The 22,885-nt window shown below is 36.5% G+C and carries 40 protein-coding genes; 37 read left to right on the top strand and 3 right to left on the bottom strand.

Annotated elements, in window-relative coordinates:
* Window positions 1-14 precede the first annotated feature (14 nt).
* Window positions 15-425 carry an ImmA/IrrE family metallo-endopeptidase gene (locus SJW71_RS22640; RefSeq protein WP_322611461.1) on the bottom strand — a complete coding sequence of 137 codons (411 nt, stop codon included), beginning with the start codon at window positions 423-425 and terminating at the stop codon, window positions 15-17.
* A 19-nt stretch (window positions 426-444) separates the two neighbouring features.
* Window positions 445-867 (bottom strand): helix-turn-helix domain-containing protein, encoded by a 423-nt coding sequence (locus SJW71_RS22635; protein ID WP_322611462.1) that lies wholly within the window; start codon window positions 865-867, stop codon window positions 445-447.
* A 353-nt stretch (window positions 868-1,220) separates the two neighbouring features.
* Between SJW71_RS22635 and SJW71_RS22630 the strand changes: the two genes are divergently transcribed.
* Window positions 1,221-1,376 carry a hypothetical protein gene (locus SJW71_RS22630; RefSeq protein WP_181574630.1) on the top strand — a complete coding sequence of 52 codons (156 nt, stop codon included), beginning with the start codon at window positions 1,221-1,223 and terminating at the stop codon, window positions 1,374-1,376.
* On the opposite strand, the gene SJW71_RS22625 is transcribed toward SJW71_RS22630, so the two are convergent.
* Entirely contained in the window at window positions 1,365-1,589 is a 225-nt protein-coding gene (locus tag SJW71_RS22625; protein ID WP_112117128.1) for a hypothetical protein, read from the bottom strand. The two genes, SJW71_RS22630 and SJW71_RS22625, sit on opposite strands and share 12 nt — an antisense overlap.
* Before the next feature lie 60 nt (window positions 1,590-1,649).
* On the opposite strand from SJW71_RS22625, the gene SJW71_RS22620 reads away from it, so the two are divergent.
* The 36 genes from SJW71_RS22620 (at window position 1,650) to SJW71_RS22445 (ending at window position 22,693) form a co-directional block, all read left to right on the top strand.
* Window positions 1,650-2,366 (top strand): ORF6C domain-containing protein, encoded by a 717-nt coding sequence (locus tag SJW71_RS22620; protein WP_112117129.1) that lies wholly within the window; start codon window positions 1,650-1,652, stop codon window positions 2,364-2,366.
* Between the two features lie 16 nt (window positions 2,367-2,382).
* On the top strand, window positions 2,383-2,574 hold the full coding sequence (locus SJW71_RS22615) for a helix-turn-helix transcriptional regulator (RefSeq protein ID WP_112117130.1): 192 nt from the start codon (window positions 2,383-2,385) through the stop codon (window positions 2,572-2,574).
* 10 nt (window positions 2,575-2,584) lie between these two features.
* On the top strand, window positions 2,585-2,770 hold the full coding sequence (locus SJW71_RS22610) for a helix-turn-helix domain-containing protein (RefSeq protein WP_112117131.1): 186 nt from the start codon (window positions 2,585-2,587) through the stop codon (window positions 2,768-2,770).
* A complete protein-coding gene (locus tag SJW71_RS22605) occupies window positions 2,767-3,042 on the top strand; it encodes a hypothetical protein (protein WP_112117132.1) in 276 nt (91 codons plus the stop codon). Before SJW71_RS22610 ends, SJW71_RS22605 begins: the two co-directional genes overlap by 4 nt.
* Window positions 3,043-3,056: 14 nt before the next feature.
* Window positions 3,057-3,281: a hypothetical protein gene (locus SJW71_RS22600; RefSeq protein ID WP_146750719.1), complete on the top strand. Its 225-nt coding sequence runs from the start codon at window positions 3,057-3,059 to the stop codon at window positions 3,279-3,281.
* Window positions 3,282-3,440 (top strand): hypothetical protein, encoded by a 159-nt coding sequence (locus SJW71_RS22595; protein ID WP_341385425.1) that lies wholly within the window; start codon window positions 3,282-3,284, stop codon window positions 3,438-3,440.
* Window positions 3,437-3,697 (top strand): hypothetical protein, encoded by a 261-nt coding sequence (locus tag SJW71_RS22590; RefSeq protein ID WP_431811601.1) that lies wholly within the window; start codon window positions 3,437-3,439, stop codon window positions 3,695-3,697. Before SJW71_RS22595 ends, SJW71_RS22590 begins: the two co-directional genes overlap by 4 nt.
* Before the next feature lie 12 nt (window positions 3,698-3,709).
* A complete protein-coding gene (locus tag SJW71_RS22585) occupies window positions 3,710-3,904 on the top strand; it encodes an IDEAL domain-containing protein (protein ID WP_431811600.1) in 195 nt (64 codons plus the stop codon).
* 16 nt (window positions 3,905-3,920) lie between these two features.
* Window positions 3,921-4,271, top strand: a complete 351-nt coding sequence (locus tag SJW71_RS22580; RefSeq protein ID WP_431811599.1) for a hypothetical protein — start codon at window positions 3,921-3,923, stop codon at window positions 4,269-4,271.
* Window positions 4,271-4,528 (top strand): AbrB/MazE/SpoVT family DNA-binding domain-containing protein, encoded by a 258-nt coding sequence (locus tag SJW71_RS22575; RefSeq protein ID WP_431811598.1) that lies wholly within the window; start codon window positions 4,271-4,273, stop codon window positions 4,526-4,528. Before SJW71_RS22580 ends, SJW71_RS22575 begins: the two co-directional genes overlap by 1 nt.
* 143 nt (window positions 4,529-4,671) lie before the next feature.
* Window positions 4,672-5,187 (top strand): hypothetical protein, encoded by a 516-nt coding sequence (locus SJW71_RS22570; protein ID WP_431811597.1) that lies wholly within the window; start codon window positions 4,672-4,674, stop codon window positions 5,185-5,187.
* Window positions 5,188-5,236: 49 nt separating this feature from the next.
* Complete coding sequence (locus tag SJW71_RS22565; RefSeq protein ID WP_431811596.1) at window positions 5,237-6,745, top strand: AAA family ATPase; 1,509 nt, start codon at window positions 5,237-5,239, stop codon at window positions 6,743-6,745.
* Window positions 6,742-6,939, top strand: a complete 198-nt coding sequence (locus SJW71_RS22560) for a hypothetical protein (protein WP_431811595.1) — start codon at window positions 6,742-6,744, stop codon at window positions 6,937-6,939. The genes SJW71_RS22565 and SJW71_RS22560 overlap by 4 nt, the downstream gene beginning before the upstream one ends.
* Complete coding sequence (locus tag SJW71_RS22555; RefSeq protein WP_431811594.1) at window positions 6,939-7,820, top strand: RecT family recombinase; 882 nt, start codon at window positions 6,939-6,941, stop codon at window positions 7,818-7,820. Before SJW71_RS22560 ends, SJW71_RS22555 begins: the two co-directional genes overlap by 1 nt.
* A 145-nt stretch (window positions 7,821-7,965) precedes the next feature.
* Window positions 7,966-8,709 (top strand): MBL fold metallo-hydrolase, encoded by a 744-nt coding sequence (locus SJW71_RS22550; RefSeq protein WP_431811593.1) that lies wholly within the window; start codon window positions 7,966-7,968, stop codon window positions 8,707-8,709.
* The gene (locus tag SJW71_RS22545; protein ID WP_431811592.1) at window positions 8,709-8,933 is read left to right on the top strand and encodes a hypothetical protein; all 225 of its coding nucleotides are present in this window, start codon (window positions 8,709-8,711) and stop codon (window positions 8,931-8,933) included. Before SJW71_RS22550 ends, SJW71_RS22545 begins: the two co-directional genes overlap by 1 nt.
* Before the next feature lie 15 nt (window positions 8,934-8,948).
* On the top strand, window positions 8,949-9,725 hold the full coding sequence (locus SJW71_RS22540; RefSeq protein ID WP_431811591.1) for a replication protein: 777 nt from the start codon (window positions 8,949-8,951) through the stop codon (window positions 9,723-9,725).
* A complete protein-coding gene (locus SJW71_RS22535) occupies window positions 9,694-10,986 on the top strand; it encodes a replicative DNA helicase (RefSeq protein ID WP_431811590.1) in 1,293 nt (430 codons plus the stop codon). Before SJW71_RS22540 ends, SJW71_RS22535 begins: the two co-directional genes overlap by 32 nt.
* Window positions 10,987-11,003: 17 nt before the next feature.
* Complete coding sequence (locus tag SJW71_RS22530; RefSeq protein WP_431811589.1) at window positions 11,004-11,198, top strand: hypothetical protein; 195 nt, start codon at window positions 11,004-11,006, stop codon at window positions 11,196-11,198.
* 21 nt (window positions 11,199-11,219) lie between these two features.
* On the top strand, window positions 11,220-11,798 hold the full coding sequence (locus SJW71_RS22525) for a hypothetical protein (protein WP_431811588.1): 579 nt from the start codon (window positions 11,220-11,222) through the stop codon (window positions 11,796-11,798).
* On the top strand, window positions 11,791-12,234 hold the full coding sequence (locus SJW71_RS22520; RefSeq protein ID WP_431811587.1) for a hypothetical protein: 444 nt from the start codon (window positions 11,791-11,793) through the stop codon (window positions 12,232-12,234). The genes SJW71_RS22525 and SJW71_RS22520 overlap by 8 nt, the downstream gene beginning before the upstream one ends.
* 57 nt (window positions 12,235-12,291) lie before the next feature.
* Entirely contained in the window at window positions 12,292-12,732 is a 441-nt protein-coding gene (locus tag SJW71_RS22515) for an ArpU family phage packaging/lysis transcriptional regulator (RefSeq protein WP_431811586.1), read from the top strand.
* A 379-nt stretch (window positions 12,733-13,111) separates the two neighbouring features.
* A complete protein-coding gene (locus tag SJW71_RS22510) occupies window positions 13,112-13,444 on the top strand; it encodes a hypothetical protein (RefSeq protein ID WP_431811585.1) in 333 nt (110 codons plus the stop codon).
* Window positions 13,441-13,788 carry an HNH endonuclease gene (locus SJW71_RS22505; RefSeq protein ID WP_328004266.1) on the top strand — a complete coding sequence of 116 codons (348 nt, stop codon included), beginning with the start codon at window positions 13,441-13,443 and terminating at the stop codon, window positions 13,786-13,788. The genes SJW71_RS22510 and SJW71_RS22505 overlap by 4 nt, the downstream gene beginning before the upstream one ends.
* Window positions 13,789-13,909: 121 nt before the next feature.
* Window positions 13,910-14,440 (top strand): phage terminase small subunit-related protein, encoded by a 531-nt coding sequence (locus tag SJW71_RS22500; RefSeq protein ID WP_431811584.1) that lies wholly within the window; start codon window positions 13,910-13,912, stop codon window positions 14,438-14,440.
* Complete coding sequence (locus tag SJW71_RS22495) at window positions 14,437-16,155, top strand: terminase large subunit (protein WP_431811583.1); 1,719 nt, start codon at window positions 14,437-14,439, stop codon at window positions 16,153-16,155. Before SJW71_RS22500 ends, SJW71_RS22495 begins: the two co-directional genes overlap by 4 nt.
* 14 nt (window positions 16,156-16,169) lie before the next feature.
* Entirely contained in the window at window positions 16,170-17,384 is a 1,215-nt protein-coding gene (locus SJW71_RS22490; RefSeq protein WP_431811582.1) for a phage portal protein, read from the top strand.
* A complete protein-coding gene (locus SJW71_RS22485) occupies window positions 17,350-17,937 on the top strand; it encodes an HK97 family phage prohead protease (protein WP_112117153.1) in 588 nt (195 codons plus the stop codon). Before SJW71_RS22490 ends, SJW71_RS22485 begins: the two co-directional genes overlap by 35 nt.
* Window positions 17,930-19,267, top strand: coding sequence for a phage major capsid protein (locus tag SJW71_RS22480; protein ID WP_431811581.1), 1,338 nt, complete (start codon window positions 17,930-17,932; stop codon window positions 19,265-19,267). The genes SJW71_RS22485 and SJW71_RS22480 overlap by 8 nt, the downstream gene beginning before the upstream one ends.
* 4 nt (window positions 19,268-19,271) lie before the next feature.
* Window positions 19,272-19,532: a head-tail connector protein gene (locus tag SJW71_RS22475; protein WP_431811580.1), complete on the top strand. Its 261-nt coding sequence runs from the start codon at window positions 19,272-19,274 to the stop codon at window positions 19,530-19,532.
* On the top strand, window positions 19,504-19,848 hold the full coding sequence (locus tag SJW71_RS22470) for a phage head closure protein (protein ID WP_431811579.1): 345 nt from the start codon (window positions 19,504-19,506) through the stop codon (window positions 19,846-19,848). The genes SJW71_RS22475 and SJW71_RS22470 overlap by 29 nt, the downstream gene beginning before the upstream one ends.
* Complete coding sequence (locus SJW71_RS22465) at window positions 19,845-20,273, top strand: HK97 gp10 family phage protein (protein WP_431811578.1); 429 nt, start codon at window positions 19,845-19,847, stop codon at window positions 20,271-20,273. Before SJW71_RS22470 ends, SJW71_RS22465 begins: the two co-directional genes overlap by 4 nt.
* Window positions 20,270-20,761 (top strand): phage tail terminator family protein, encoded by a 492-nt coding sequence (locus SJW71_RS22460; RefSeq protein WP_431811577.1) that lies wholly within the window; start codon window positions 20,270-20,272, stop codon window positions 20,759-20,761. Before SJW71_RS22465 ends, SJW71_RS22460 begins: the two co-directional genes overlap by 4 nt.
* A gap of 3 nt (window positions 20,762-20,764) precedes the next feature.
* Window positions 20,765-21,823: a phage tail sheath subtilisin-like domain-containing protein gene (locus tag SJW71_RS22455; protein ID WP_431811576.1), complete on the top strand. Its 1,059-nt coding sequence runs from the start codon at window positions 20,765-20,767 to the stop codon at window positions 21,821-21,823.
* Window positions 21,824-21,838: 15 nt separating this feature from the next.
* Window positions 21,839-22,276 (top strand): phage tail tube protein, encoded by a 438-nt coding sequence (locus tag SJW71_RS22450; RefSeq protein ID WP_431811575.1) that lies wholly within the window; start codon window positions 21,839-21,841, stop codon window positions 22,274-22,276.
* Window positions 22,277-22,300: 24 nt separating this feature from the next.
* Window positions 22,301-22,693, top strand: a complete 393-nt coding sequence (locus tag SJW71_RS22445; RefSeq protein WP_431811574.1) for a phage tail assembly chaperone — start codon at window positions 22,301-22,303, stop codon at window positions 22,691-22,693.
* The last annotated feature ends 192 nt before the right edge of the window (window positions 22,694-22,885 follow it).

Below are 22,885 nucleotides of genomic sequence, written 5' to 3'. Positions count from 1 at the left end.
AATGCATGTTCTGTTTAGGGTAAAAAATTTTTAAGAAATTGTTCTGGTATTCCGTATGTATTTATTGCTTCTTCATAAGTAATAGGATTGTCATTATCAGAAAATAGTAATTCAACAGCAAATAGATTGGCTTCCGTTTCATATTTATCTGTTGAAAAAAATGTGTTTGCTTTTAAAAAAGCCATGTTGTGCTCAGGATGTTGGATAACGTGACCGAGTTCATGAGCACAAGTTAGCATTTGTTTTTCATAGGATAAATTCTTATTTATATGGATAATAAAGGTTCTGTATAAATTACTGAAATAACCCCACGAACTCCCTAAATCTTCATATACAATCGTTATATCCATAGCCTTGGCAATTTTAAAAGGATTAGATGTGCCGTACTTTTTTATTAATTGTTTAATCAATTTATTTGTATCCATAACATCACGCCTTATCTACTTATCGATACTTTTTAGGAGTGAATTTTTTCTTGGCAAGTCTCTTATGCAATCTCAAAGCATTTCTCAATGAGGTAATGTATAGTTCCCTGTCCTCTTGATCCATTTCATCTAATACTCGACCATCGAATGATGCAAGACCGAGTTCACTTTCCGCACTGTTAAGGATTCGCTCCAGATCTCTTTCGATATCACGTTCATCTTTTTCTGTTAAATCGTAGTAACGTTTTTTATCTGTGCGACCAAGTAAGTAGTCAACAGATACATCAAAATAATCTGCCACCATTTCTAACTTATCTGTACCAGGGGTAGATGTATTCCATCTTCTGATTTGACCATTAGAAATGCCAATATTTCTTTCAACCTCAGCAAAATTAGTTTTTTTCTCGTCACATAAAAGTTTTATTCTTTCAACTAAACCCATTAGTATCAGCCTTTCATGAGCTTATGAAGAAAATATAATAACTTTTAAGTCATTTTAGTTTGACAAATAACTTTTGTGCTATTATACTGTGTTCATAAGCTAAGTTATTCGCTTTAAGACAATAGAAAAGACAACCTATATAAAATCATTTTATCGTTGGGGAACGGTTCAAAATGTTGATTTAACAGGCTTTTTAAAGTCTTATTTAGCTATGCACAAATAATAGCATATAAGTTATTTTAGGTCAATGTCTATAGTCAATTTAGCTAATAATTTAGCTTATATAATAATCAAAGCGCTGTGATACCGAGCCGACGACGGTATGAATTTTTAATAAAGTGAGGTGAGAAGGATTGAGTAAGAAAAAAGAAACCCCTGCATTAGCAGAGGTTAAAGAATTAAGAAAGTTCATCAATGTGAACGATGTAAACGAACACCTAAAGCAAGGATGGAAACTACTTGCAGTCCATCCTCATGGTAACAACTTTTACTATTTACTATTCAAGTGATTCTCTTTCTTTTCTTTGCTGCTCAATTTCACTGTTGATGTAGTCAGCTTCAACGGCGGATTGAGGATAACCTAGAGAATAAACGAATGCAGGGCTGTTATCTTTGATTCCTGGAAGAACCGATAACAAAACCCAGTTTTTATTAAGTAATTCATTTACTTCATGGAAATCAGTTACTTCAATTGTTTTTGTTATTTCAGTAAATGTAGTCATGATATCACCTACCTTTCAGAAATAGTTTAACAGAAAGGTAATCGTAGGGAGGGAAACAATTTGAATTTAACAGTCATTCAACTACGTGGTAAACGTGTTTTAACAACAGCACAGCTTGCAGAAAATTATGAAGCTGAAGAAAAATTAGTTCAGCAAAATTTCAACAATAATAAGGAACGGTATAAAGAAGGTAAACATTTCATTTTGCTACAAGGTGAAGAATTGAAAGCCTTCAAACACGACTTCGAAAATTTAGGGGTGGTTAAAAAGAACACATCCTCGCTCTACCTATGGACAGAAAAAGGTGCGTGGCTTCACGCTAAGTCATTAAATACAGATAGAGCGTGGGAGGCTTATGAATTGCTTGTGGACGAGTATTACAAAGTGATTGAGCAACCGCAATACAATAGTTTAGAACTCGCATTAAAAGCAGCACTTGAACATGAACAGGCTATCAAAGAAATCAAAACAGATGTGGACTACCTAAAAGGCAATATGCGGATAGATGGTCTACAACAACAAGAAATCCAACAAGCTGCCAAACAATCTATTGTACAAGCTTTAGGCGGTAAAGATTCAATAGCTTACCAAGAAATTAGCAAAAAAGTGTTCTCTGCATTTTGGAATGAGTTCAAGCAATATTTTAAAGTTCCAAGGTACGGAGATATACCAAAAGTGAAGCATGAGGAAGCGTTAAGATTTATCAGCCTATGGCGTCCATCCACATCATTACAGATGGAGATTGACAGTTGCAATAGCCAAATGGCTTTTGAGTGAGAAAGGAAGTGTAAGTATGCCAGAAACAATGGAAGCACGCAGAAGAATCCTTGAATACAAGGAAAGTAAAAACATGACCTATGAACAACTAGGGTTAATGGTCAACAAAACACCTGTGTATGTACAGGAAGTTTTAACAGGTAAGAAAACAGGTCCGCGTGCTAATGAGTTGGTACTTAAAATCATACAAGTTTTTGGGATTAGGTGAGGTGAAGCATGTGGAAAAACTCACTATGTCGGTAGATGAAGTTGCAAGTGAATTGGGCGTTAGTAAAACAACTATTTATACTATGGCGCGCGAAAAAGAAATTCCTCATACAAAAGTGAGAGGAAGAATTTTGTTTCACAGACCTACAATTGAGCATTGGTTAATCACTAATACAGAAGGCGGTGAACCCAAATGAACACAACCAACCTACAGTGGCTAGCAATGTCTGCAGAGGAAAAGCAATCAACGCTTAGAAAAGTAGCGAACCTATTGCGATTTAGCAAAAAGCGCTTTAAACAACATGCATCACTAAGTGTAAAAAAGGCACTAAATAGTCATTTAGAAGTATTAGATGGTATGAAAGTGATATTTCCAGTCGTAGGTTCGAGATTTGGAGAAATACCTTTTTATATGGTAAATGGTAAAGGATATTTCTTAGACACAGTAGATAAGGAATGGTGTGAATAGAGGTGACAGAAACAATGAACGCAATTGAAGCAGTTAATCATTATGCCCGACGTGGTGAGCGTGTGGATGGGGTATTACAGCATATCGTCACAAGTGAGATTAATAGATTACGTCAGGCACTTTCATATTACGCTGATAAAAAACATTATGAGCTTTATTGCATAGGTGAACCTATTCCATGTGACATAACAGAGGATCATGGACATATTGCTCGTCAAGCATTGGAAGGCGGTGATTGATTGCGTATAGGCAACACTCATGCTGATGTTTATGACCGTGAAATTGATTACTGGCGAGACATTGAGGATGCACAGAATGCCCAAATAGAGGCACAGAAAAACGTGTCAAAGGCTCAAACCCATGACAATGCAGTATACAAGGAAGGTGAAAAGGGATGAAGCTACAACCTGCAGCTGAAATGAAAAAAGTAAGTGTCAGCAACTTTGACAAATTAAGGGCTGACGCATTGCAAAGTGATGATTTCAAAAACCTCGTTAAAGGCATTGAAAATCAAGCTGAAAAAGGTCTTTGTGAGTACACATATTACAACAATGCCAATCATCAAGTTATTGCCATCTTCCAACAGGTACTACTAGAGAACGGCTATAAAGTTGGGAAACATATTTCGGGTTTAGGTCTAAATATTAAATGGTAGGCGGTGAATTAGGTGTTTGATTCTATATTGAAGGCTGTTACAGCACTTGCAATACAAGAGGGGCTTTTAGTAGAAGAAGACGGTGTTTTATTAAGTCAAAATACTATCAATCTTGTAAATGAAATTGAAGAAATGAACCGTCAACATCTGATTGATAAGGCCTTAGCTAATAATGATCGTGCGTTGTTCATGCGATTAACTAGTTGAAAGGTTGGTGTCTTTAATGGACAAAGTACAAGTTACGCAGGAAATCGTAGATGCTGTTAAGGAGTGTGAAGTACTTAACAAAGCATTCTTAATACGAGAAATAGGAAATGTATTTTATGGAACATCTGCATCAAGTGTTCATGCAGGTAATCTAGCCGATTTACTAAAAGCTCATTATAGCCTAGAGGAAGCAGTTCAAATTTGTTTTGGTGAGTATGTAGTTGTAAAGTCTCCAGAAGAATTAATTGCTGATTTATATAACGCTAAGGTGAGTAACTTTTGGGCAGTTCACCAAGAAGGTGTAAAGCAGGGCATTAGGTATGTAGCTGCAGCATTAAACTTAAAAATCAAAGGAGTGAATTGTTAATGAAATCAACAGGTATTGTTCGTAAAATTGATGATTTAGGTCGTGTGGTTATACCAAAGGAAACACGTAGAACTTTAGGTATTGAAGAAGGAGATTCATTAGAAATTTATACTAATGGAAATCAAGTTATCCTTCAAAAATACCAACCTGAAACAGAGAAAGAAGATGTAATTGCTTCTCTTAAAAAGTTGTCTAAAGGTGCTAAAAGTGGTTTTGCATTAGAAACTATTGATCGTGCAATTAAATTAATTCGGTAGGTGATAAAAGTGAATGATTGTCTTTTAGAGGTTTTAGGTGATTATTTCGTAAAACACAATATGGCCAATAAAGGTTGGAAGTTTCATGAATTTGTTGCGGAATGGCAACGAGGAACAATTGAAATGGTAAAGAGGTGATAGACATGTCTAGAAATCCTTATGACTACTACATTACTGAAGAAGATTATGCATTAGCAATTAGTAATGGAATTAGTAATAGCACTTTAGAATATCGGATTAGAAGTCTTGGCTGGTCGAAACAAAAAGCACTCACAACAGCAGTTCAGAAACATAAAAAATATCCATTATGGGCACTTGAATTAGCACAAGTGAATGGGATTCCATACAAGACATTTAAAAATCGAATTTTTAGTGGTTGGGATTTTGAAACGGCAGCAACACGAAAAATTGGGGAGTCCAATCAAAGTAAAAAAAGGAAGTATCCAATTGAAATTATTGAATTGGCTGAGAAAAACGGAATATCCTATAGCACTTTTTCAAAAAGAGTAAACCGTTTTAAATGGGATGTCATGAAAGCAGCGACAACTCCCATCATGTCTAAAGAACAGAGTTTAGCTAATGCACGTAAGAAAAGCACCTTTAGATTGGGAATAGAATCCTTCTGGAATGAAAAAAGACCACTTAGCAAAGTGACCTAGAACCAACAATTTATTAATTTAATATATCACGAAATGAGGAAAATACCCTGTGGAAATTAAATTCAATCAATTAAACTTGCAAAATTTTAAAAGCCACAAGGATCTCGTAGTTAAGTTTGGCGACATGACTAAGATCCTCGCGGATAATGCAAAAGGTAAAAGCTCCATTGGTGAAGCAATTACATTCTTATTATACGGTACTGACTTGGTTGGGAGCAAACTAGATCCAACACCAATAACATATCAGGCTGACAATACGCTTGTAACACTACATTTAAGTGTTGAAGATGGAGAATTGCTTTTAGGCCGTGAAATTGTGAATGGGCGTAATAAGTTCTATGTAAATGAGGTACCTTCCAAAGCAACTGAATTTAATGAGGTAGTAGAGCAGCTATTTGATAAGGATTTATTCTTATCACTGTTTAATCCGAGTTACTTCTTCACGTTACATTGGGAAAAGCAGCGTCAAATGATTTTAAAATATACAACTGCACCTGCAAATAAAGAGGTATTAAAAGAGCTAACCAAGCCACAAGCGGACAAGTTGGCCACATTAGTCAAAAAACATTCTTTAGAAGATTTAGATAAGATTCATCGATCCAATAAAACCAAACTGGAAAAGCAGTATATAGCTGCACAAAGTCGGACAAAAACATTGAAAGAGCAATTAGAACAACAAGCTCCAACTGTGCCTTTGGATTCGTTAAACGTGGAATTGAATCAACTTGTTAAAGAACGAAATGCTATAGAAGCCGTGACAGATAAAGCGCAGGATACAAACGGCCGAATTAACAGGCTTCATACCGAAATTCAATTATTAACAACAGAACGTGATCGTATCAAAGAAACCTTTAATCAGCTCAAAAGTGAACGGATACAAGATACTTGCCGTGTTTGTCACCAACCTTTACAAGATGAAGCTATCAATGCTGTAGAGGAAGAAAAAGAGCAACGTATTCAACAAATAAAGTCGAAATTCCAAAAAGTTGTAGATGAACGAAAAGCATTGGAAGAAGAACTTAAAACACTAGAATATGTCGATGTATCAGAGCAAATGGAAAAAGCTCGCTTACTTCAAGAAAAGATAAATCCAATAGAATATGAGATTTCAAAGCATAAGCAGTATGAAGCATTAAAAGAGCAGGTTGTTGCTGCAGAAACTAATGAAAAAGATACGCTTGAATCCCTTAATGAGTCTATTTTTTTCCTGGATGCCATTAAGGATTTCAAGGCAAAAGAGGCGGAATTACAAGTTAAGAAGGTTCAAGACTTGTTCGAAAATTTATCAATAAAACTGTTTGAAGAAGTGAAGACGACAGGTGAAGATAAACCAACTTTCATTGTCCAAATGGATGGTAAAGACTATATGAAACTTTCATTTAGTGAACAAACTAGGGCGGGCCTTGAAATTCGTGATGTGTTGTCAGAGCAAAGTGATCTTATCGTTCCTTGTTTTGTAGATAATGCTGAAACAATTACTAAATTCAAAGAGCCGAATGGACAATTAATCATTAGCCGTGTTGTTGAAGGTAAAGAATTGGAGGTCATGTCTGAATGAATGCTAAAGAAATCACAGTCGGCTACACATACACCAAAAATCTAGGAAACTTTGAAAATGTGAAAGTAGATGCAGCTGTAACAATTTCGGTAGAGCCTGGACAAGATATAGATGCACTTTATGACAAAGCATATGAAAGTATGAAAAAACAGGTCAAAAACGGCCTTAATAAATTTACGGAGGTACGCTATTAATGAACAGAAACTTACCAACTTTAACACCTGAAATTACGGAGGCTTTCGCCCCTGCAGTATTAGAAGTCATTCGCAATTCGATTGCACCTACAGCTAATGATCAGGAATTTCTATTATTTGCTCATAAAGCTGCATCATACGGCTTAGACCCATTTAAAAATGAAATTTTCTTTATCAAATATGGTAATCAAGCACGTATTCAATTTGCAGCAGAGGCTTATCTTTCAAAAGCGCGAGAACAAGAGGGCTTTATTCCACCTGATACACAAATGGTGCATGAAAATGACGAATTTAAAATTGCTATGAATAAAGAAACAAAGCAAATGGAAGTGGTACAACACGAAATAGGGTTTCCGCGTGGAAAGATTATTGGAGCCTATTCAGTTGCTTATCGTGAGGGCTATCCACCTGTAACGGTCATTATGGACATTGACGAAGTTGCTCATATGTTCACAGGCCAAAATAAAGATAACTGGAATAAGTGGACAAGTGACATGTTTGGCAAACATGTTCAGCAACGTGCATTGAAAAAACAATATGGATTGTCATTTGAAGATGTAACGATTACACCAAATGATACACCGCAACCTGTTAAACAAGTACGTAAAGATATTACACCTAATCAGGAACAGTTAGAGCCACCAGTTGAACAGCCTGTACTAACTCGCGCTGACGAATTACGCAAGGAAATTAATGCAAGATTGAAGAAGCTTGGCATTACAACGAAAAAGGCTGTACAAGAATACCTGGATAAAAATGCTCCAAATATTGATCCTGCAACAGCAACAGAGGCTGAAATGGTTGGCTTGATTGAATTGCTAGATTTAAATATCGAAATGCTCGATTCACAACCTAACAATGATGACGATTTACTCGAGTAAAAACTATGAAACTACCACAAACAATAGTTTATGAGAGAAATAAGGATTGTAAGCTGTGTGGGCAAGAAATGAATGAAAATGAATACAACCTATACCGTGGGCTAGAAATCTGCTCACGGTGCCATAAAGAGCTGGAGGGTAGGAAATGAAAGTTGACATCTTAGCAAGTGGTTCAAGTGGAAACTGTATAGCTTTAACAACTAATGAAACTACCATTCTTATCGATGCAGGCATTGCTAAAACGAAAATAGAGAAACGGCTATTGGAAGTTGGTATATCGCCAAGTAGTGTCAAAGCAATCTTTGTTACACATGCACATAGCGATCATATTAAAGGGCTGCCATTGGCCAATAAATATAAAATTCCTGTTTATGCTGGCGAGCGTGAATGGAAAAACATCACTACTGTTGAGGATGATTTAATTAGACCGATTGGAGTTGGAGGTGTTTTCGGTTGCGGCCACTTTATAGTAAGCCATTTTAATGTTCATCACGATGCAATCGATCCGAGGGGATATGTTGTATGGACTTTAGATAATTTTAAAGTATCTATTTGCTTAGACACTGGCCTGGTTGATAAAAGCATGTTGAACGCCATGAGGCATAGTGACATTTACATCATCGAAGCTAACCATGATCCAAGAATGGTTGAAGCTTCTGATTACCCTAACAGCGTTAAAGCGAGGATATTGAGTCACGTTGGCCATTTATCAAATGAACAAACGGCACAAGCCCTTAGAGAGCTTGTAGTAGGCAAAGGTGAACGAATCTATCTTACACACTTAAGTAGCAAGAACAACCTCCCTACGCTTGCGGAAATGACCGTAAATAGGGAGTTATCGAAAATAGGATACAAAGCAGGCAATCACTACGAATTGGAGGTCATTTAATGCATCCTTATGAATTAATTTTAACTGCTATGTTGAGATTACAAATTGAAAACATAGAGCTAAAAAGGCAATTAGAGTCCATTCAATCTAAAAGTGTTACTGGATCAGTTGCGGATCGCATTGATGAGTGGTTAAACAGACCATATACAGGTAGTAGTCGCAAAGATATTGAGGAATTTTCAGAGGAACTCATTGAATACATGAGCAGCCAATTGAAAGCATGAATAGGGTGAGTGATCATGGCAAGTCCACAACTCAAAAATGGGCATACACGGATTGCCAATGAAATCTTCGATCATATCATGAAGACCAATCTCAATGGCACACAATTCCGTTTGGTGTTGGCCATTTGGAGATATACTTATGGTTTTCAGCGAAAGACCAATGAAATGTCCACAAGCTTTTTAACAAAAGCAATTAATGCCAATAGAACACAAGTAAATAGAGAACTAGCAGCATTGATTGATAGAAACATAATTTCAGTTATTGGAATTGGTTCAAAAGGAGCGAGAATCATGGGATTTAATAAAAATTACAAAGAGTGGGATGAACAGATGCCATCTAAAGAGGTAGATCCTGAAATCCCTGAACAAACTAAGCAAGTTAAAAAATTAAAATACGATGAAGAAAATTCCTATTACAAAATGGCAGTCTATTTTCATGAAAAAGTTGCTGCAGTTGCAAATGAGGCTGGCATATCTCATTTAATTAAAAAATCCAATATGCAAACTTGGGCCGATGATATGCGAAAGCTAATTGAAATAGATCAAGTTGATAAGCACTTGGCAAAACAAGTTATGGATTGGGTAACGCAAGATTCATTTTGGCGTACCAATGTTTTATCCGCAAAAAAACTAAGAGATAAGTTTATGGAACTAGCAATAAAAATGAATGCTGAAAAGAAACCTGTTCAACCAAAGCAAAAGTCTCAATATGATCCGAGAGATAAAGAAATAGAGTTCCAACGTTGGATGCAAGATGGGAATGATCCGAATGACTTTGATTGGAGCAACTGATTATGAACTTGATGCAGAAATATCAGTGTTGGGAGCTATATTTCTTGAACCTGATGTAATCAATGACATCGTTTTTTTAGAAGCAAGAGATTTCATAAGCGCACGTCACCAACAAATTTTCAGAGTAATGAAATGGTTGGATGATAGAAACCAACCTATAGACATTACAACAGTTACCGAATTGTACATGCAACACAATAAAATGGACGAAGTAAGCATTTCTTATTTAGCAGAACTAGCCGTTTCCTGTCCTACTGCATCGAATGTTGTATCTTATGCCAATATTGTTCGTTCAAGGGCTATAAGAAGACGTGGAACAGAAATAGGGCAAAAAATTATGAATCTTGTCCATGAAGATTTTGAAACAGACGATGATTATTTTGCTGAAATTGAAAAACTAGCTTCGGAAGTAAGGCCCGAAGATGATGGGAAAATGCAAAGTTTAAAGGATACACGACAAGGGTACTTTGAACATCTTTTAAAACGAGCTGAATTTATTCCTACTGGATTTAAACAATATGACAAGTGGGCGCATGGTCTTTGGAGAGGATGGTTGTTTGTTAGCGCTGGACGTCCTAGTGTTGGCAAAACAGCTATGCTACTTCAAAGAATTATGGGGGTTGCAAAAAGTGGGCCAGTGATTGTTTTTAGTCAGGAAATGGACAAATACCAGTTGTATGATCGCATGATAGCAAATTCAACAGGGATTGCATATGGCCGCATAAAAAACAAAGAGCTTAAGGTAGAAGAATTGGGCATGATTGAGTATGCGTATAAAGAGCTGGAGAAGTTGCCGATTTTCGTACAAGATTCAAGTGGTGTCACAATCGAGGAAGTGAGAGCAACAGCAAGGCGGTTTAAAAAGCGATACGGACAAATAGCTATGATTGCTGTTGACTATTTGCAAATTATGAAAATTCCACAGAGAAAAAATGAAACTAGGGCGCAAGCAATAGGAAATGTAACGACTACTGCCAAGCAGATAGCGCGTGATATGAATTGTTGCTTTATGATGTTATCTCAAATGACCAGGGAAAGCGACAATGTAAAAAAGCCGCAGCTATCACACTTGAAAGAATCATCATCTATTGAACAAGACGCTGATATTGTTGAATTTTTATGGCATGATCCAGCTGACAAAATGCCACAAGGGAAAGTCATACAACAGTTTTTTGCAAAAGGTCGAGATGTAGGGATGAATGAATTTAAGTTGCTATTTATGGGGTGGAAACAAAAGTTTATCGAATTGGATAAGCAATAGAAAGAAGGTTGATAACATTGCATACAGCAAAAGTTTTATTCCAAATTCTATGTATTATGTATTGGATTGTCTTAGGATTATTGGTTCTTTTTAATATCTATACACCTTCAAGATACATTTTAGCAGCAGCATTTATTATGTCAGGTGTATTAATGGCCATATTAGTATTCGCTAGTGTTCCAATAACAAAGGTGTATATCCACCAACTTTGAAATAAAAAATGGAGGATCGTTATGAGATTCATTGGTTTAGATCCATCGACTAAAACAGGATTTGTTGCACTTGATGAAAATGGCCAGGTACTAAGAGCCAAAGAATTAACAGGCATAGGTGATAAAGATCCTTATCGAATGATTACCCTTATTGACGAAGTTATGGCCCACATGCAAAAGGGTGACATCATTACAATTGAGGGATTTGGATTTGCAACACAGCAAGGCATACAACTTGGTGGGATTGGTTGGGGTATGCGAATGTCTCTAACTAGACGAGGCTTTACATACTATGAAGTTGCTCCTAATGCTGTTAAGAAATTTGTAGGTGTAACAGGCTTCACAGGCGAAGTTGGGGATAAAAAACGCCTTACTGGTCCAGAAAAGAAAAAAGTCGTTATGAAAGCTGTAACAGATCATTTTGGCTTCTCACATAAAAGCGACAATGTTGTAGATGCATATATTTTAGCTCAAATTGCAAGAATCATGTACCAGTTTAATAGACCTGATTTTATTGGTTGTCCTGTCTATCAAGCAGAGGTAGTTAAATCGATATTAGGAAATAAAACAATTGAAATGGAGAGTGTGAAGAATGGCTAAAGTTGAAATAGATGTCCTTTTTAAAAAGATACAAAAGGATGATAAAAAAGAAGTTATAGAGTTCCATGTATTAGGTGATGAAACACCTCATAACTCTGAATTAATTGGTATGGCAGGTAGCATTGTAATAATTGGAATTGGTGATGTTAAATTATCTGCAGAGTGTAAATCTGTTCAGCGCGATAGCAAGAAAGTCGTGCTGAAATTTGAAGCCAAAGGCGATAGTGAGGAAAAGACTATCAAACTATATCCAAAAGCAGGCTTTAATGTGAAGCTTTCTCTTGAACAAAGCCAAATGAGCATTGAAGAATTTGAGGAAGAGCATGAGGGTATTGAATATAAGGTTGATGGAGATGGAAGTGTGTCGGTACCAACTGATCAATTGACCATTGAAGATGTCAATGAGACAGAAAATGATGATGATTTACTAGATTGATACTAATTGCCCTGGTAGATGCCAGGGTATCTTTCTTGTAGAAGGGGGAAATCTGTTTTGGATTTTGAATTGCCTGAATTAGATAGAAAAGCAACGCAAGCAGCTGTCGAGCGAGAATTAGAAAAATACCGCATTTTTAAACATCTAACATTTGAAGAAAAAGAAGCAGCTACCACATCACATATTAATGACATTGGTGGAGGTAAAGGCAATTTAACAAGTGATCAAACAGGCTCAGTAGCTATTTACAACGTTGACGAAAAGAGTGCAAGACGTAAATATTGTGAGCGTGTAGAACGTGCTGTAAAAAGGCTGCCACCGATGGAAAGATTCTTGATTGAAACAAGATACATGGCTGATGATGCCGAGTACTTAACTGATATGAAAGTCTATTGTTTTAAATTCCAACCACCTATTTCTGCCACTACTTATGACAAAATACGTTGGAAAGCTTTTTACAAATTAGCCTTGGATCTAAACATTGCTCGTACGGTGTAGAAAAAATGTAGAAAAATAATAGAAAAAAACTAGAAAAATAAAATGAAAATATTAGCAATTAAAAATGAAGCATTTGGTTTTATTCATGTTAAATTAATATCATCGGGAATTGATTAAGGGAGACCTTAGTTGATTCCTTTTTCATTTTCATAGTGTTGACTGTCGCTAATTAGCGTCACCTTTTATGTCGCGGATTAGCGTCTAGTAGTGTCGCGGATTAGCGTCTAGTAATGTCGCTAATTAGCGTCTAGTGAAACGAGTTTCTTCTATATATGCAAAATCTCTAAAGAAAACAATAAAGAAAACAATAAAGAAAACTAACTAGCAAATACATTTTGCTAGGAAGAATTCTATTTAAAATTGAAAGGAGCTATTAATAATGAAAGTACCAATTCGCACAACAGCTAATGGAACTGAATACTGGGATAGTGAAGCTAAAAAGATATTGTTTGTACCTGCAGGTGAAAAGCCAGCATTTGAAGTTACTGAAAGTCCAGAGTCTATGATTATAGGAATAGACTTATCAAATGGCAAAGATACCACTGTCATTAATGGTCAAGTAGTTGAACCACTATTTAATTTAGATGGCATGACTGCTACACAGTTGAGAGAGTATGCAGAAGAAAACAATATCGAAGTACCAGGTAATCTAAAGAAGCCTGATACTATTCGTGAGTATATCGAAGAACAGTTAGCAGTTGATGAAGATTGAAGTATTGTAGTGAGCAAGGATGCCGACAGCTAATCAGCAAAGGTCGGTACTGTGATAAGCATAGAAGGAAGAAAAGGAATGTAGGTGCCAGTAATAAGCCGTTCTATAGCACAGAGGCATGGAGGGATTTAAAGGCTGAATGTTATCAGCGAGATAAAGGAAGATGTACACGATGTAATAAGTTTGTGTTTGGTAAGACAGCACAACATCATCACATCATACCGATCAATGAACGTCCAGACTTGAAGCTTGATCCTAACAACGTCACGACACTGTGTCCTACATGTCACATGATCGTTGAACATGAGACAAAACCGAAGCCAAAACATAATTTTAAATGGTGATAGCCCCCCTACCAATTTAATTTTTTGGCCATTTTGCTGTAGACCGTATGAGCATGTAATTGCGCGCCTCAAAAAGATTTTTTGAAAAAAATTAAGTGTGACAAAGGCAGGTGAATAGGTATTGACCAAAAAACATGAACAGGCATTTGAGCTTTTTAAAGAGAGTGAAGGAAGTCTTTCAAATGCAGAAATAGCAACGGCTGTTGGTGCTGCAGAGTCTACGGTTAGAAAATGGAAAAGTCGCTATAATTGGCTTGAACAATTGGGCTTAGTTCAGAATGTCACAGTAGAGGAAAATGAAAGTGTGACAAAAAGTAAACCTTCTAGTCGTGAACTGCAGCACAAACGGATAATAGACTCATTGGTTGAGGCTGGAACCTATTCACCTGCTTTGGATTTGTTAATTGAAGTGTACCTGGATTGTTTCGAAGAATATGAAAAGGCAAAAGACGTTGGTGAAAATACTGAAAAGCTTAGAAAAGAATTAGCCCGATTACTTGGCCAACTTGGATTAGATGGCAAAAATAAAGATCTCATTAAAAAATCAGGAACATTACTTGCGAAAGGTGACGAGGAAAAGAAAAAAGATCCTGAGCCTGAAAGTGAAAGTAGTAAACTTGTACAGTTTAGACAAAGGAAAATGAGATCATGATAGATTTTGAAGTAAATTATGCTGATGAATTTGTAAAAGAGTTTGATTCTAATCCAAAAGCTTATCCACACAGCATTAAATTAATGGTGAAGCGCTATAAACGGTGGAAGAAGCGAAAAGATATTTGGTTTGATAATGATAAAGCCAATGACATGCTTTATTTCACTGAAACTTTTTTGAAACATGCTAAAGGGCGATGGGCTGGCCAACCTTTGATTTTGGAATCCTGGCAGAAGTTTTATTTCGCTAACATTTACGGATGGCAGCGAGAAAATGAATTTGGAAAAGCTGTGCGAGTAATAAGAAATGCATATCTGCAAGTGCCAAAGAAAAACGGCAAAACAATTATGGGGGGCAGTCCTGTAATTTATGGGATGTACGGCGAGGGTGTTAAAGGCGCTGACTTCTACATATCTGCAAATACATTTGAACAATGTCAAAATGCTGCTATTCCTATTGCGCTTACGATAGAAAACAGTCCTGACCTCAGACCAGGTACTCGAATATACAAGGGTAAGGAAGATACTATTCGATCTGTTAAATACACCTTTGTTGAGGATGGAATTAAGTACGCAAATACTTTGAAGGTACTCACTAAAGATAACGCAGGGAACGAGGGTAAAAATCCATACATCAACTATTTTGATGAAGTACATGCTCAAATGGATCGTGAACAATATGATAATTTACGTTCAGCACAGATTGCCCAGGATGAACCTTTGAACATCATCACAACAACGGCTGGAAAACAAACAGGGGCATTAGGTGCTCAGATTCATGCTTATGCAAAAGAAGCTATGAAGAACGATAATGATGATACATGGTTTGTAATGATATACGAACCGAACAAGGGCTATGATTGGGAAGATCGCGAAGTGTGGCGCATGGTAAATCCGAATATTGGTGTTTCTGTAAACATGACATTTTTAGAAGGTGCATTTAAAGAAGCGCAAAACAACAGTTTTAACCGTGCTGAATTTTTATCTAAACACTTAAATGTATTCGTCAATTATGCCGAAACCTATTTCGATCTTGACCAATTGGAAAAAATGCTTGTTGATGATCTTGGAGAGGTTGAAGGATTAACATGTGTTGTTGGTGTCGATCTATCAAGGCGTACCGATTTAACGTGTGTGGATATTAACGTACCGACATTTGATGATGATGGCGAACCAATCTTAAAAGTAAAACAAATGTATTTTATTCCTGAGTTTGGGATTGAAGAAAAGGAACTGCAGCGAAATGTTCCATACAGAGAGCTTGCAGAAAAAGGATTTGTGACGTTATGTCCTGGTAAAACAGTAAGTGAAGATATGGTAAATGAATATGTCGAGTGGGTGTTTGATAATTTTGATTTAAGACAAATAAATTATGATCCTGCATTGGCGGAAAAGCTTGTTGAACAGTGGGAAATGTTAGGTATACCATGTGTAGAAGTGCCACAGTATCCAGCTGTAATGAATGAACCATTTGATGATTTTGAAATACTTCTTTTACAGGATAAAGTCATAACAGATAATCCATTACTTATTTTCTGTGCATCCAATGCCAAAGTTATAACGAATATAAATAATTTAAAAGCGCCATCCAAGCGAAAAAGCCCAGAACATGTCGACGGCTTTGTCGCTTTTTTAATTGCTCATAAAGAGACATTAAACATGATGGCAGAAAGTATGGACGGTTTAGACGAATATGTGAAATCAATTTATCGATAAAGTGAGGTGAGATAGTGGGAATACGTGATAGGTTTTCAAGGTATTTAGTACGACAAGTTGAAAAGCGAGGCTTAATTGAGGATTCATTAGGTGGAAGTGTTCGTGTAAATGGTTGGGTTGCTAATGATGAAAATATTTTACATTCCAGTGATGTGTATGAATTGATGCAAGACATAAGTAATCAAATAGCATTGGCCCAGGTAGTAGTAGAAGACCAGGAAACAGGCAAGGACATCACGAACCATCATATTTTAAAACTGCTACGTAATCCGAACAAATATTTAACAGGCACAGAATTTATGAAGTTGATGGTAAACACCTATTTAGTAGAGGGTGAGGTTTATCCTTTTTACACAGGTAAGGAGATTCATATTGTATCGAATGTAGACAGTGAATTGGACAGTAATTTAGAGGAACATTTCAAAATAAACGGTACTGAAATACCTTCAACAATGATTCGGCATATTAAAAATGTCGGCCTCAATCATTTAACAGGTGTCGGCCTAAAACAACTAGGTAAAGACACCTTAGAAGGTGTTATGAGCGCTGAGAAGGTGCTAACAGATAAATACAAAAAGGGCGGCATTCTAGCATTCTTATTAAAACTAGATGCTCATATCAATCCGAAAAATGGCGCACAATCGATTTTGATTAATTCGATCCTGGATCAACTAGAAGGAATTGATGATAGCCGCACTATTAAGCTCATCCCTTTAGGGAAAGGTTATTTAATCGATGAATTAAAAAGCCCAATCGATGATGCCAAAATACTTTCTTACTTAAATGTCTATAAAAAGGATCTTGGAAAGTTCTTAAATATCGATGTTGAGACTTACAGAGCCATGTTAAAGACAGATTTAGAGAAAGCCATGATGTACTTACACAACAAGTCAGTTAAATCCATAATGCAAAACTTTGAAGACCATTTGAGTCTTCTTTTTTTCGGCCCAAATTCGAATTTACGGCTGAAATTCAAGATTAATATTTTGGACTTTGTACCATACAGCACGAAAACAAATATTGCTTACAACCTGGTTAGAACAATGGTCGCAACACCTGATGATGCTCGCGATAATTTATTAGGCTTTGATCGCTTATTCACTGAGGAATCGATGAAGCTTTATATCTCGAAGGATTTAATTGCAGGTGAAGACATTAATAAAGCGACAGACGACAGCTTGAAGGGGGGTGACGATGGTGGCCAAGCAAAAGGAGATTCGGACGCTTGATATACAGGGGCTTCAAACGAGAAGCCAGGGCGATAGTGAGTCAAATGTGATTGAAGGTTATGCAGCTGTATTTAATTCACCAACAGATATATGGGGCATGTTTACAGAAATTATAGCGCCAGGCGCTTTTGCTGATGCAATTGCTTCAAATGACGACATACGCGCTTTATTTAACCACGATTGGAACAATGTCTTAGGAAGAACCAAGAGCGGAACATTGCGCTTGTCAGAGGATGCTAGAGGGCTTAAATTCGAAGTTGATTTGCCAAATACAACGTTGGCTAGGGATTTATCAGAGAGTTTAAGACGTGGTGATATTTCGCAATGCTCGTTCGGTTTTGTTCCTACAAGTGAAACATGGGATTATGAACCTGAAATACCTGTTCGAACAATTAACACCGTAGAGTTACATGAAATTAGTGTCGTAAGTATTCCAGCGTATGAGGATACAGAAGTATCATTGCGCTCCAAAGAAGCCAATAAGTCGATTGAATTGCGATTGAAGTTAATACAAAAAATAAACTCAGTTTTGGAGGAAAACAAACATGAATAAAAAACTATTAAAGGCATTACAGAAACGTTTAAAAGGACGTTTAACAGAACTACGCTCACAATTAGAAGCTGGTGATATGGCAGAGGATGCAATCGAAGGTGTTACCGCTGAGATCGAGGAAATTTCTGCAGAGCTTACAGAAACAGAACAAGCGCTTGCTGATTTAGAAGACGATCCAGGTAATGAAGATCCTGAGAATCGAAGCGCTAATGATCCTGACGAGGAAGAAGAGGAAGAAGAGGAGGAAGATAAGGAAAAAACTGATCCTGAAAAACGAAGTGGCATTTCGCAATCGGCACAAACTGCAATTAACGCTATCGGAAATGCTTTATCAACACGTAACGCTAAATCTACTAAGAAACGCGAAGCTGAAATTCGTTCAGCGTTTGCTAACTTTGTAGTCGGTAACATTTCGGAGTCAGAGGCTCGTTCACTTGGTATTGAGGTGGGGAATGGTTCTGTAACAGTACCACAGGTTATCTCAAAAGAAGTCATTACCTATGCACAAGAAGCCAATTTACTAAGAAAATATGGCACTTATGTTCCGACAGATGCCGATATTAAATATCCTGTACTAGTTAAAAAGGCTGCAGCTAACGTAAACAAGAAAGAGCGCACAGCTGAAATTACAGAAACAGACATCGAATTTGATTCTATCGATCTTGATCCAGCTGAATTTGATGCACTTGCCACAATCACGAAAAAATTATTAAAACGTACTGGTGTAAATATCGAACAAATTGTTATTGATGAATTGAAAAAGGCGTATGTCCGTAAAGAAATCAATTACATGTTTAATGGTGATGATGTAGGAAACGAAAACCCAGGGGCTTTAGCAAAGAAAGCAGTTGCTTACTATGAGTCTGATGCGGTGTCACTTAATACAGATGGGTGGTCACAACGTTTATATGCTCAATTAGTTAAAATGAAGGGTCAACCTGTTACAGAAGTGCTAAAAAAATCAATGTGGATGGTAAACCGTGCTGCATTAACGGTATTAGAAGGTATGACAGATACAACAGGTCGCCCATTACTTTATGAAGCACCAAATGGAGCAGGCTACAAATTGCTAGGGCATCCTTTAGACTTCACGGATGCAGTTGATGGCGAAGATCCAACAAAGCCAGTGTTCTATTTTGGTGACTTCTCTGCATTCTACATTCAAGAAATTAAAGGCGGAATGGAATTACAAAAATTAATTGAGAAGTTTAGCGGAACAAATAAAATTGGCTTCCAAATTTACAATCTTATTGATGGTCAATTAATCTATTCGCCATTTGAGCCAGCGGTTTACCGTTATGAAGTAGGAGCCACTAAACCAGGGAGCTGATTAGATGGACGAACTATTAGAACAATTTAAGGAACATATTCATGAGGATGGTGAGGGAGATACTTTACTGTCCTTTTATTTAAAAAATGCCAGGCGGTATGTGAAAAAAGCAACAGGTTCCGAACAAGAATATTTGGTATTAATGGTTGCGGGAATTATGTACGAATACCGCGTTGCAGAAGATGAATTAAAAAAGGCGCTTGATGCAATTACACCTTTTATAGTTTTGGAGGCGTATGATGATGCCGAAACAACAAGTCAATAAACTGAAAAAAAGAATTAGTATTTTGGGTAATGTTGAGGTTGAGGATAGGTTAGGAGAAACAACTTATAAATTTGGACCTATCAAAACAATATGGGCTGAAATAGTACCTCAAACAGGATCACTTCATAAACAAGTTGCTGATACCATCCTTACTAATGTTACTCATAAAATTAAGGTACGTTACACAGCTGGGAAAGACATTACAAAAGAAATGCAGATTCAATATAAGGAACATATATTTGAGATTAAATATATTTTAAATCCTTATTTTGAAAACAAATGGCTAGAGATCTTTGTCCAGGAGGTGTTGCAATGAGTATTCAAATGAACGGCTTAACAGACTTTCAAAGAGATTTATTTGACGTTGCCACTAGGGAACTACCTAAAGAAGCTCCAAAATTAATGCGTAAAATTGGCTCGAAAGCAAGAACTAAAGTTGCTAAAAAAGGACGTTCATTAGTGAAGAAAAAATCAGGCACCTATCATAAAAAGTGGAAACGAGGCAAAGTTTTTGTTGGTTATCAAGGTGAATTAGTTGTACGTGTTATTAATTCAGCACCTCACGCTCATTTAATTGAGAATGGCCATAGAATGGTAGATCACGAAGGAAACGAAACAGGTGATTTTGTGCCAGGTAAGAAGGTACTTGATAAAGGTATGCGCGAATTTGAAAGTTCAGGTGACGTTGAAAAAGAGACAGTAAAATGGCTAGATGAATTATTGAGGAAGAAAAAGCTATGATTACATTTGAAAATATTAGGGCAACAGTGACCAAAAATTTAAAAGCAAATTTCAACGGATTGAAGGTATCAAGTAAATCTGTAAAGGATGGCTTTACAAGACCATCTTTTAAAGTGGAATTAGATAATGTGAAGCGTGAGGGCTATTTAACACAAGTTGAAAAGTCTTGCACGGTTCGCATTTTTTATTTTCCTTCAACAATCGATGATAACGCAATTGAATTGTTAGATGTTCAAGAAGCTTTAGGGAATTTATTTGATCTTAAATTTACTGTAGAAGATCGCCATTTGGATATAGTCGAACCTAATTTTGATGAAATAGATGGTGTGCTGCAGTTTGAATTTGATATTCAATTCTTTGATGGCCGTGAATATGGTGAGGGCAGTTCAGGCGGAAATATTGAAGATGAAATTAAAAATGGCAAAGACTTTTATGAAAAATATCCAATTGAGCTTATGGGTGAATTGGATGATGAGGAAGGGGATTAAAGAATGGGCCTACCACAAATTAATATTGAGTTTATAGGTAAAGCCGTTACAGCAATCAAGCGAAGCCAACTAGGTATTGTTGCTTTGGTTCTAAAAGACGATGTACAAACTGCTGATACTGTGACTTACAAAAGCATTGAAGAAGTACCAACAGATGGATGGTCGCCTGGAAGTTTAGATTACATTCATCTAGCGTTTATGGGTACACCAAGCAAAATTATTATTGAACGTTTGCCAACAACAGCAACGGATTATAACGCAGCATTAACACGCTTGAATAACAAGCGATTCAATTACTTGGCCGTACCAGGCATCGAAGACAAGGATACAACAAATATTGCAACTTGGATTAAAACAAAGCGTGACATTAATAAGAAAACGTTCAAGGCAGTATTGCCAAACAGTGAGGCAGATCATGAAGGAATCATTAATTTCACAACAACTGGAATCAAAGTCGGTGAAAAAGATTATACGACTGCAGAGTATACAGCACGAATTGCTGGCATCTTAGCAGGTTTACCATTTACCCGATCATCTACCTATTACGAATTGAATGAGATCGATGCTATCACAGAAATTGAAGATCCTGACGCGGCTGTTGATAATGGTGAACTTATTCTTATTAACGATGGCGAAAACATTAAAATCGGACGAGGGATTAACAGCCTGACAACAACAACAGGCAAAAAGACAGAAGACTTTAAATCGATTCGTGTCATGGAAGTACAAGATTTAATTAAAGATGATATTCGCACCACATTTGATAAACATTACATCGGTAAACACAACAATATTTATGATAATCAAGTGTTGTTTATTCGATCTATCAACGCTTATTATGACGGCTTGGAAGGTGAGGAAATACTTGATCCGAACTTTGATAATAAAGCTGAAATAAACGTACAAAAGCAACGTTTAGCATGGGAAGGTATCGGCCAAGACACGACAGATTGGGACGATCAAAAAGTAAAAGAAATGTCCTTTAAAAAGAATGTATTCTTAGCAAGCAATATAAAAATTGTTGATGCTATTGAGGACTTAGATATGGATATTGCTATTTAAAGGAGGGATTGACACGTGAGTAAAAAAATTAAATCTAATCGCGTTATTAATGGATCATTTGGCAGCGTATGGATCAACAACGAAAAATGGCTTGATGTTGAAGAATTTGAAGCTAAAGTGACAATCGATTATGAAGATGTCAACATGGCCGAAGATTTGGCGACACGTAAAAAAATGACAGGTTGGACAGGCGAAGGGAATTTAAAAGTAAAGAAAGTGTATAGCCGAGGGGCTAATTTGCTAGCAGAGGCAGTTAAAAAAGGTATTATTCCTGATATTAATATAGTGGGTAAATTAGCTGATCCTGATGCTTTTGGTTCGGAGCGAGTTGCTATTAATGAAGTTACGTTTAGTGAATTTATGCTTATGCAATTCGCTCAAAAAACAATTGGCACAGAAGAATTACCATTTAGTTTTGCAGACTATGATCTTATTGATTCAATTACAGCCTAAAACATATATCGGAGGGAAATTGGAATGAGTGAATTAACTAAAAAACGATTAACACTTACAGATTTGATGAAAGAGAAAGAAAAATACCAGGTGAAGGATGATGTTACAGAGATTGTGTTTGTAGAACGTTTAGGCGTTGAAGTAGTCTTGCGTAAACCTGAAAAATCTTTATGCGTAGATACCATGAAAATGGCAAGAGATGAAAACAATGATACGGACGCTGACGAGTATATGGTTTTTAACACAATGATAGAGCCAAATTTAAAAGATCCTGAATTAAAAAAGGCATATGGCTGTACATTACCGACTGACATTGTATCTAAGATTTTTGAACCAGGTGAAATCTCTTTACTGTCTGAAATTGGTTTCGAACTTGCGGGATATAAAAAAGGCGGAGTTAAAGCTATAAAAAACTAATTGATAGTGATGATGATTTTTATTTTCTTCATCACTATGTACAAAAAGGGCGTAAACTTGACGAGTTATTGAATTTACCTTATGACGAAAAGTTATTCATGATGGCAAGTATTGAAAAGTATTTAGAAGAAAAAGAAATGGAAATGAAAGCTAGAGCGCAAATGCTTTAGCTTTTTTCTTATGTAAGGCGGT

This window comes from Lysinibacillus sp. FW12, from assembly GCF_050817245.1.
GTDB classification, from domain to species: domain Bacteria; phylum Bacillota; class Bacilli; order Bacillales_A; family Planococcaceae; genus Lysinibacillus; species Lysinibacillus irui.
Note: the sequence above shows the minus strand (reverse complement) of the source record. Positions and strands in the feature narration are given on the sequence as shown.

What these genes read in the sequence shown, in the direction of transcription:
- SJW71_RS22640 (WP_322611461.1), bottom strand. Translation starts at nt 425, where the DNA reads ATGGATACAAATAAATTGATTAAACAATTAATAAAAAAGTACGGCACA.
- SJW71_RS22635 (WP_322611462.1), bottom strand. Translation starts at nt 867, where the DNA reads ATGGGTTTAGTTGAAAGAATAAAACTTTTATGTGACGAGAAAAAAACT.
- SJW71_RS22625 (WP_112117128.1), bottom strand. Translation starts at nt 1,589, where the DNA reads ATGACTACATTTACTGAAATAACAAAAACAATTGAAGTAACTGATTTC.
- SJW71_RS22615 (WP_112117130.1), top strand. Translation starts at nt 2,383, where the DNA reads ATGCCAGAAACAATGGAAGCACGCAGAAGAATCCTTGAATACAAGGAA.
- SJW71_RS22605 (WP_112117132.1), top strand. Translation starts at nt 2,767, where the DNA reads ATGAACACAACCAACCTACAGTGGCTAGCAATGTCTGCAGAGGAAAAG.
- SJW71_RS22600 (WP_146750719.1), top strand. Translation starts at nt 3,057, where the DNA reads ATGAACGCAATTGAAGCAGTTAATCATTATGCCCGACGTGGTGAGCGT.
- SJW71_RS22590 (WP_431811601.1), top strand. Translation starts at nt 3,437, where the DNA reads ATGAAGCTACAACCTGCAGCTGAAATGAAAAAAGTAAGTGTCAGCAAC.
- SJW71_RS22580 (WP_431811599.1), top strand. Translation starts at nt 3,921, where the DNA reads ATGGACAAAGTACAAGTTACGCAGGAAATCGTAGATGCTGTTAAGGAG.
- SJW71_RS22575 (WP_431811598.1), top strand. Translation starts at nt 4,271, where the DNA reads ATGAAATCAACAGGTATTGTTCGTAAAATTGATGATTTAGGTCGTGTG.
- SJW71_RS22570 (WP_431811597.1), top strand. Translation starts at nt 4,672, where the DNA reads ATGTCTAGAAATCCTTATGACTACTACATTACTGAAGAAGATTATGCA.
- SJW71_RS22560 (WP_431811595.1), top strand. Translation starts at nt 6,742, where the DNA reads ATGAATGCTAAAGAAATCACAGTCGGCTACACATACACCAAAAATCTA.
- SJW71_RS22555 (WP_431811594.1), top strand. Translation starts at nt 6,939, where the DNA reads ATGAACAGAAACTTACCAACTTTAACACCTGAAATTACGGAGGCTTTC.
- SJW71_RS22550 (WP_431811593.1), top strand. Translation starts at nt 7,966, where the DNA reads ATGAAAGTTGACATCTTAGCAAGTGGTTCAAGTGGAAACTGTATAGCT.
- SJW71_RS22545 (WP_431811592.1), top strand. Translation starts at nt 8,709, where the DNA reads ATGCATCCTTATGAATTAATTTTAACTGCTATGTTGAGATTACAAATT.
- SJW71_RS22540 (WP_431811591.1), top strand. Translation starts at nt 8,949, where the DNA reads ATGGCAAGTCCACAACTCAAAAATGGGCATACACGGATTGCCAATGAA.
- SJW71_RS22535 (WP_431811590.1), top strand. Translation starts at nt 9,694, where the DNA reads ATGATCCGAATGACTTTGATTGGAGCAACTGATTATGAACTTGATGCA.
- SJW71_RS22525 (WP_431811588.1), top strand. Translation starts at nt 11,220, where the DNA reads ATGAGATTCATTGGTTTAGATCCATCGACTAAAACAGGATTTGTTGCA.
- SJW71_RS22520 (WP_431811587.1), top strand. Translation starts at nt 11,791, where the DNA reads ATGGCTAAAGTTGAAATAGATGTCCTTTTTAAAAAGATACAAAAGGAT.
- SJW71_RS22510 (WP_431811585.1), top strand. Translation starts at nt 13,112, where the DNA reads ATGAAAGTACCAATTCGCACAACAGCTAATGGAACTGAATACTGGGAT.
- SJW71_RS22495 (WP_431811583.1), top strand. Translation starts at nt 14,437, where the DNA reads ATGATAGATTTTGAAGTAAATTATGCTGATGAATTTGTAAAAGAGTTT.
- SJW71_RS22485 (WP_112117153.1), top strand. Translation starts at nt 17,350, where the DNA reads ATGGTGGCCAAGCAAAAGGAGATTCGGACGCTTGATATACAGGGGCTT.
- SJW71_RS22480 (WP_431811581.1), top strand. Translation starts at nt 17,930, where the DNA reads ATGAATAAAAAACTATTAAAGGCATTACAGAAACGTTTAAAAGGACGT.
- SJW71_RS22475 (WP_431811580.1), top strand. Translation starts at nt 19,272, where the DNA reads ATGGACGAACTATTAGAACAATTTAAGGAACATATTCATGAGGATGGT.
- SJW71_RS22470 (WP_431811579.1), top strand. Translation starts at nt 19,504, where the DNA reads ATGATGATGCCGAAACAACAAGTCAATAAACTGAAAAAAAGAATTAGT.
- SJW71_RS22465 (WP_431811578.1), top strand. Translation starts at nt 19,845, where the DNA reads ATGAGTATTCAAATGAACGGCTTAACAGACTTTCAAAGAGATTTATTT.
- SJW71_RS22460 (WP_431811577.1), top strand. Translation starts at nt 20,270, where the DNA reads ATGATTACATTTGAAAATATTAGGGCAACAGTGACCAAAAATTTAAAA.
- SJW71_RS22455 (WP_431811576.1), top strand. Translation starts at nt 20,765, where the DNA reads ATGGGCCTACCACAAATTAATATTGAGTTTATAGGTAAAGCCGTTACA.
- SJW71_RS22445 (WP_431811574.1), top strand. Translation starts at nt 22,301, where the DNA reads ATGAGTGAATTAACTAAAAAACGATTAACACTTACAGATTTGATGAAA.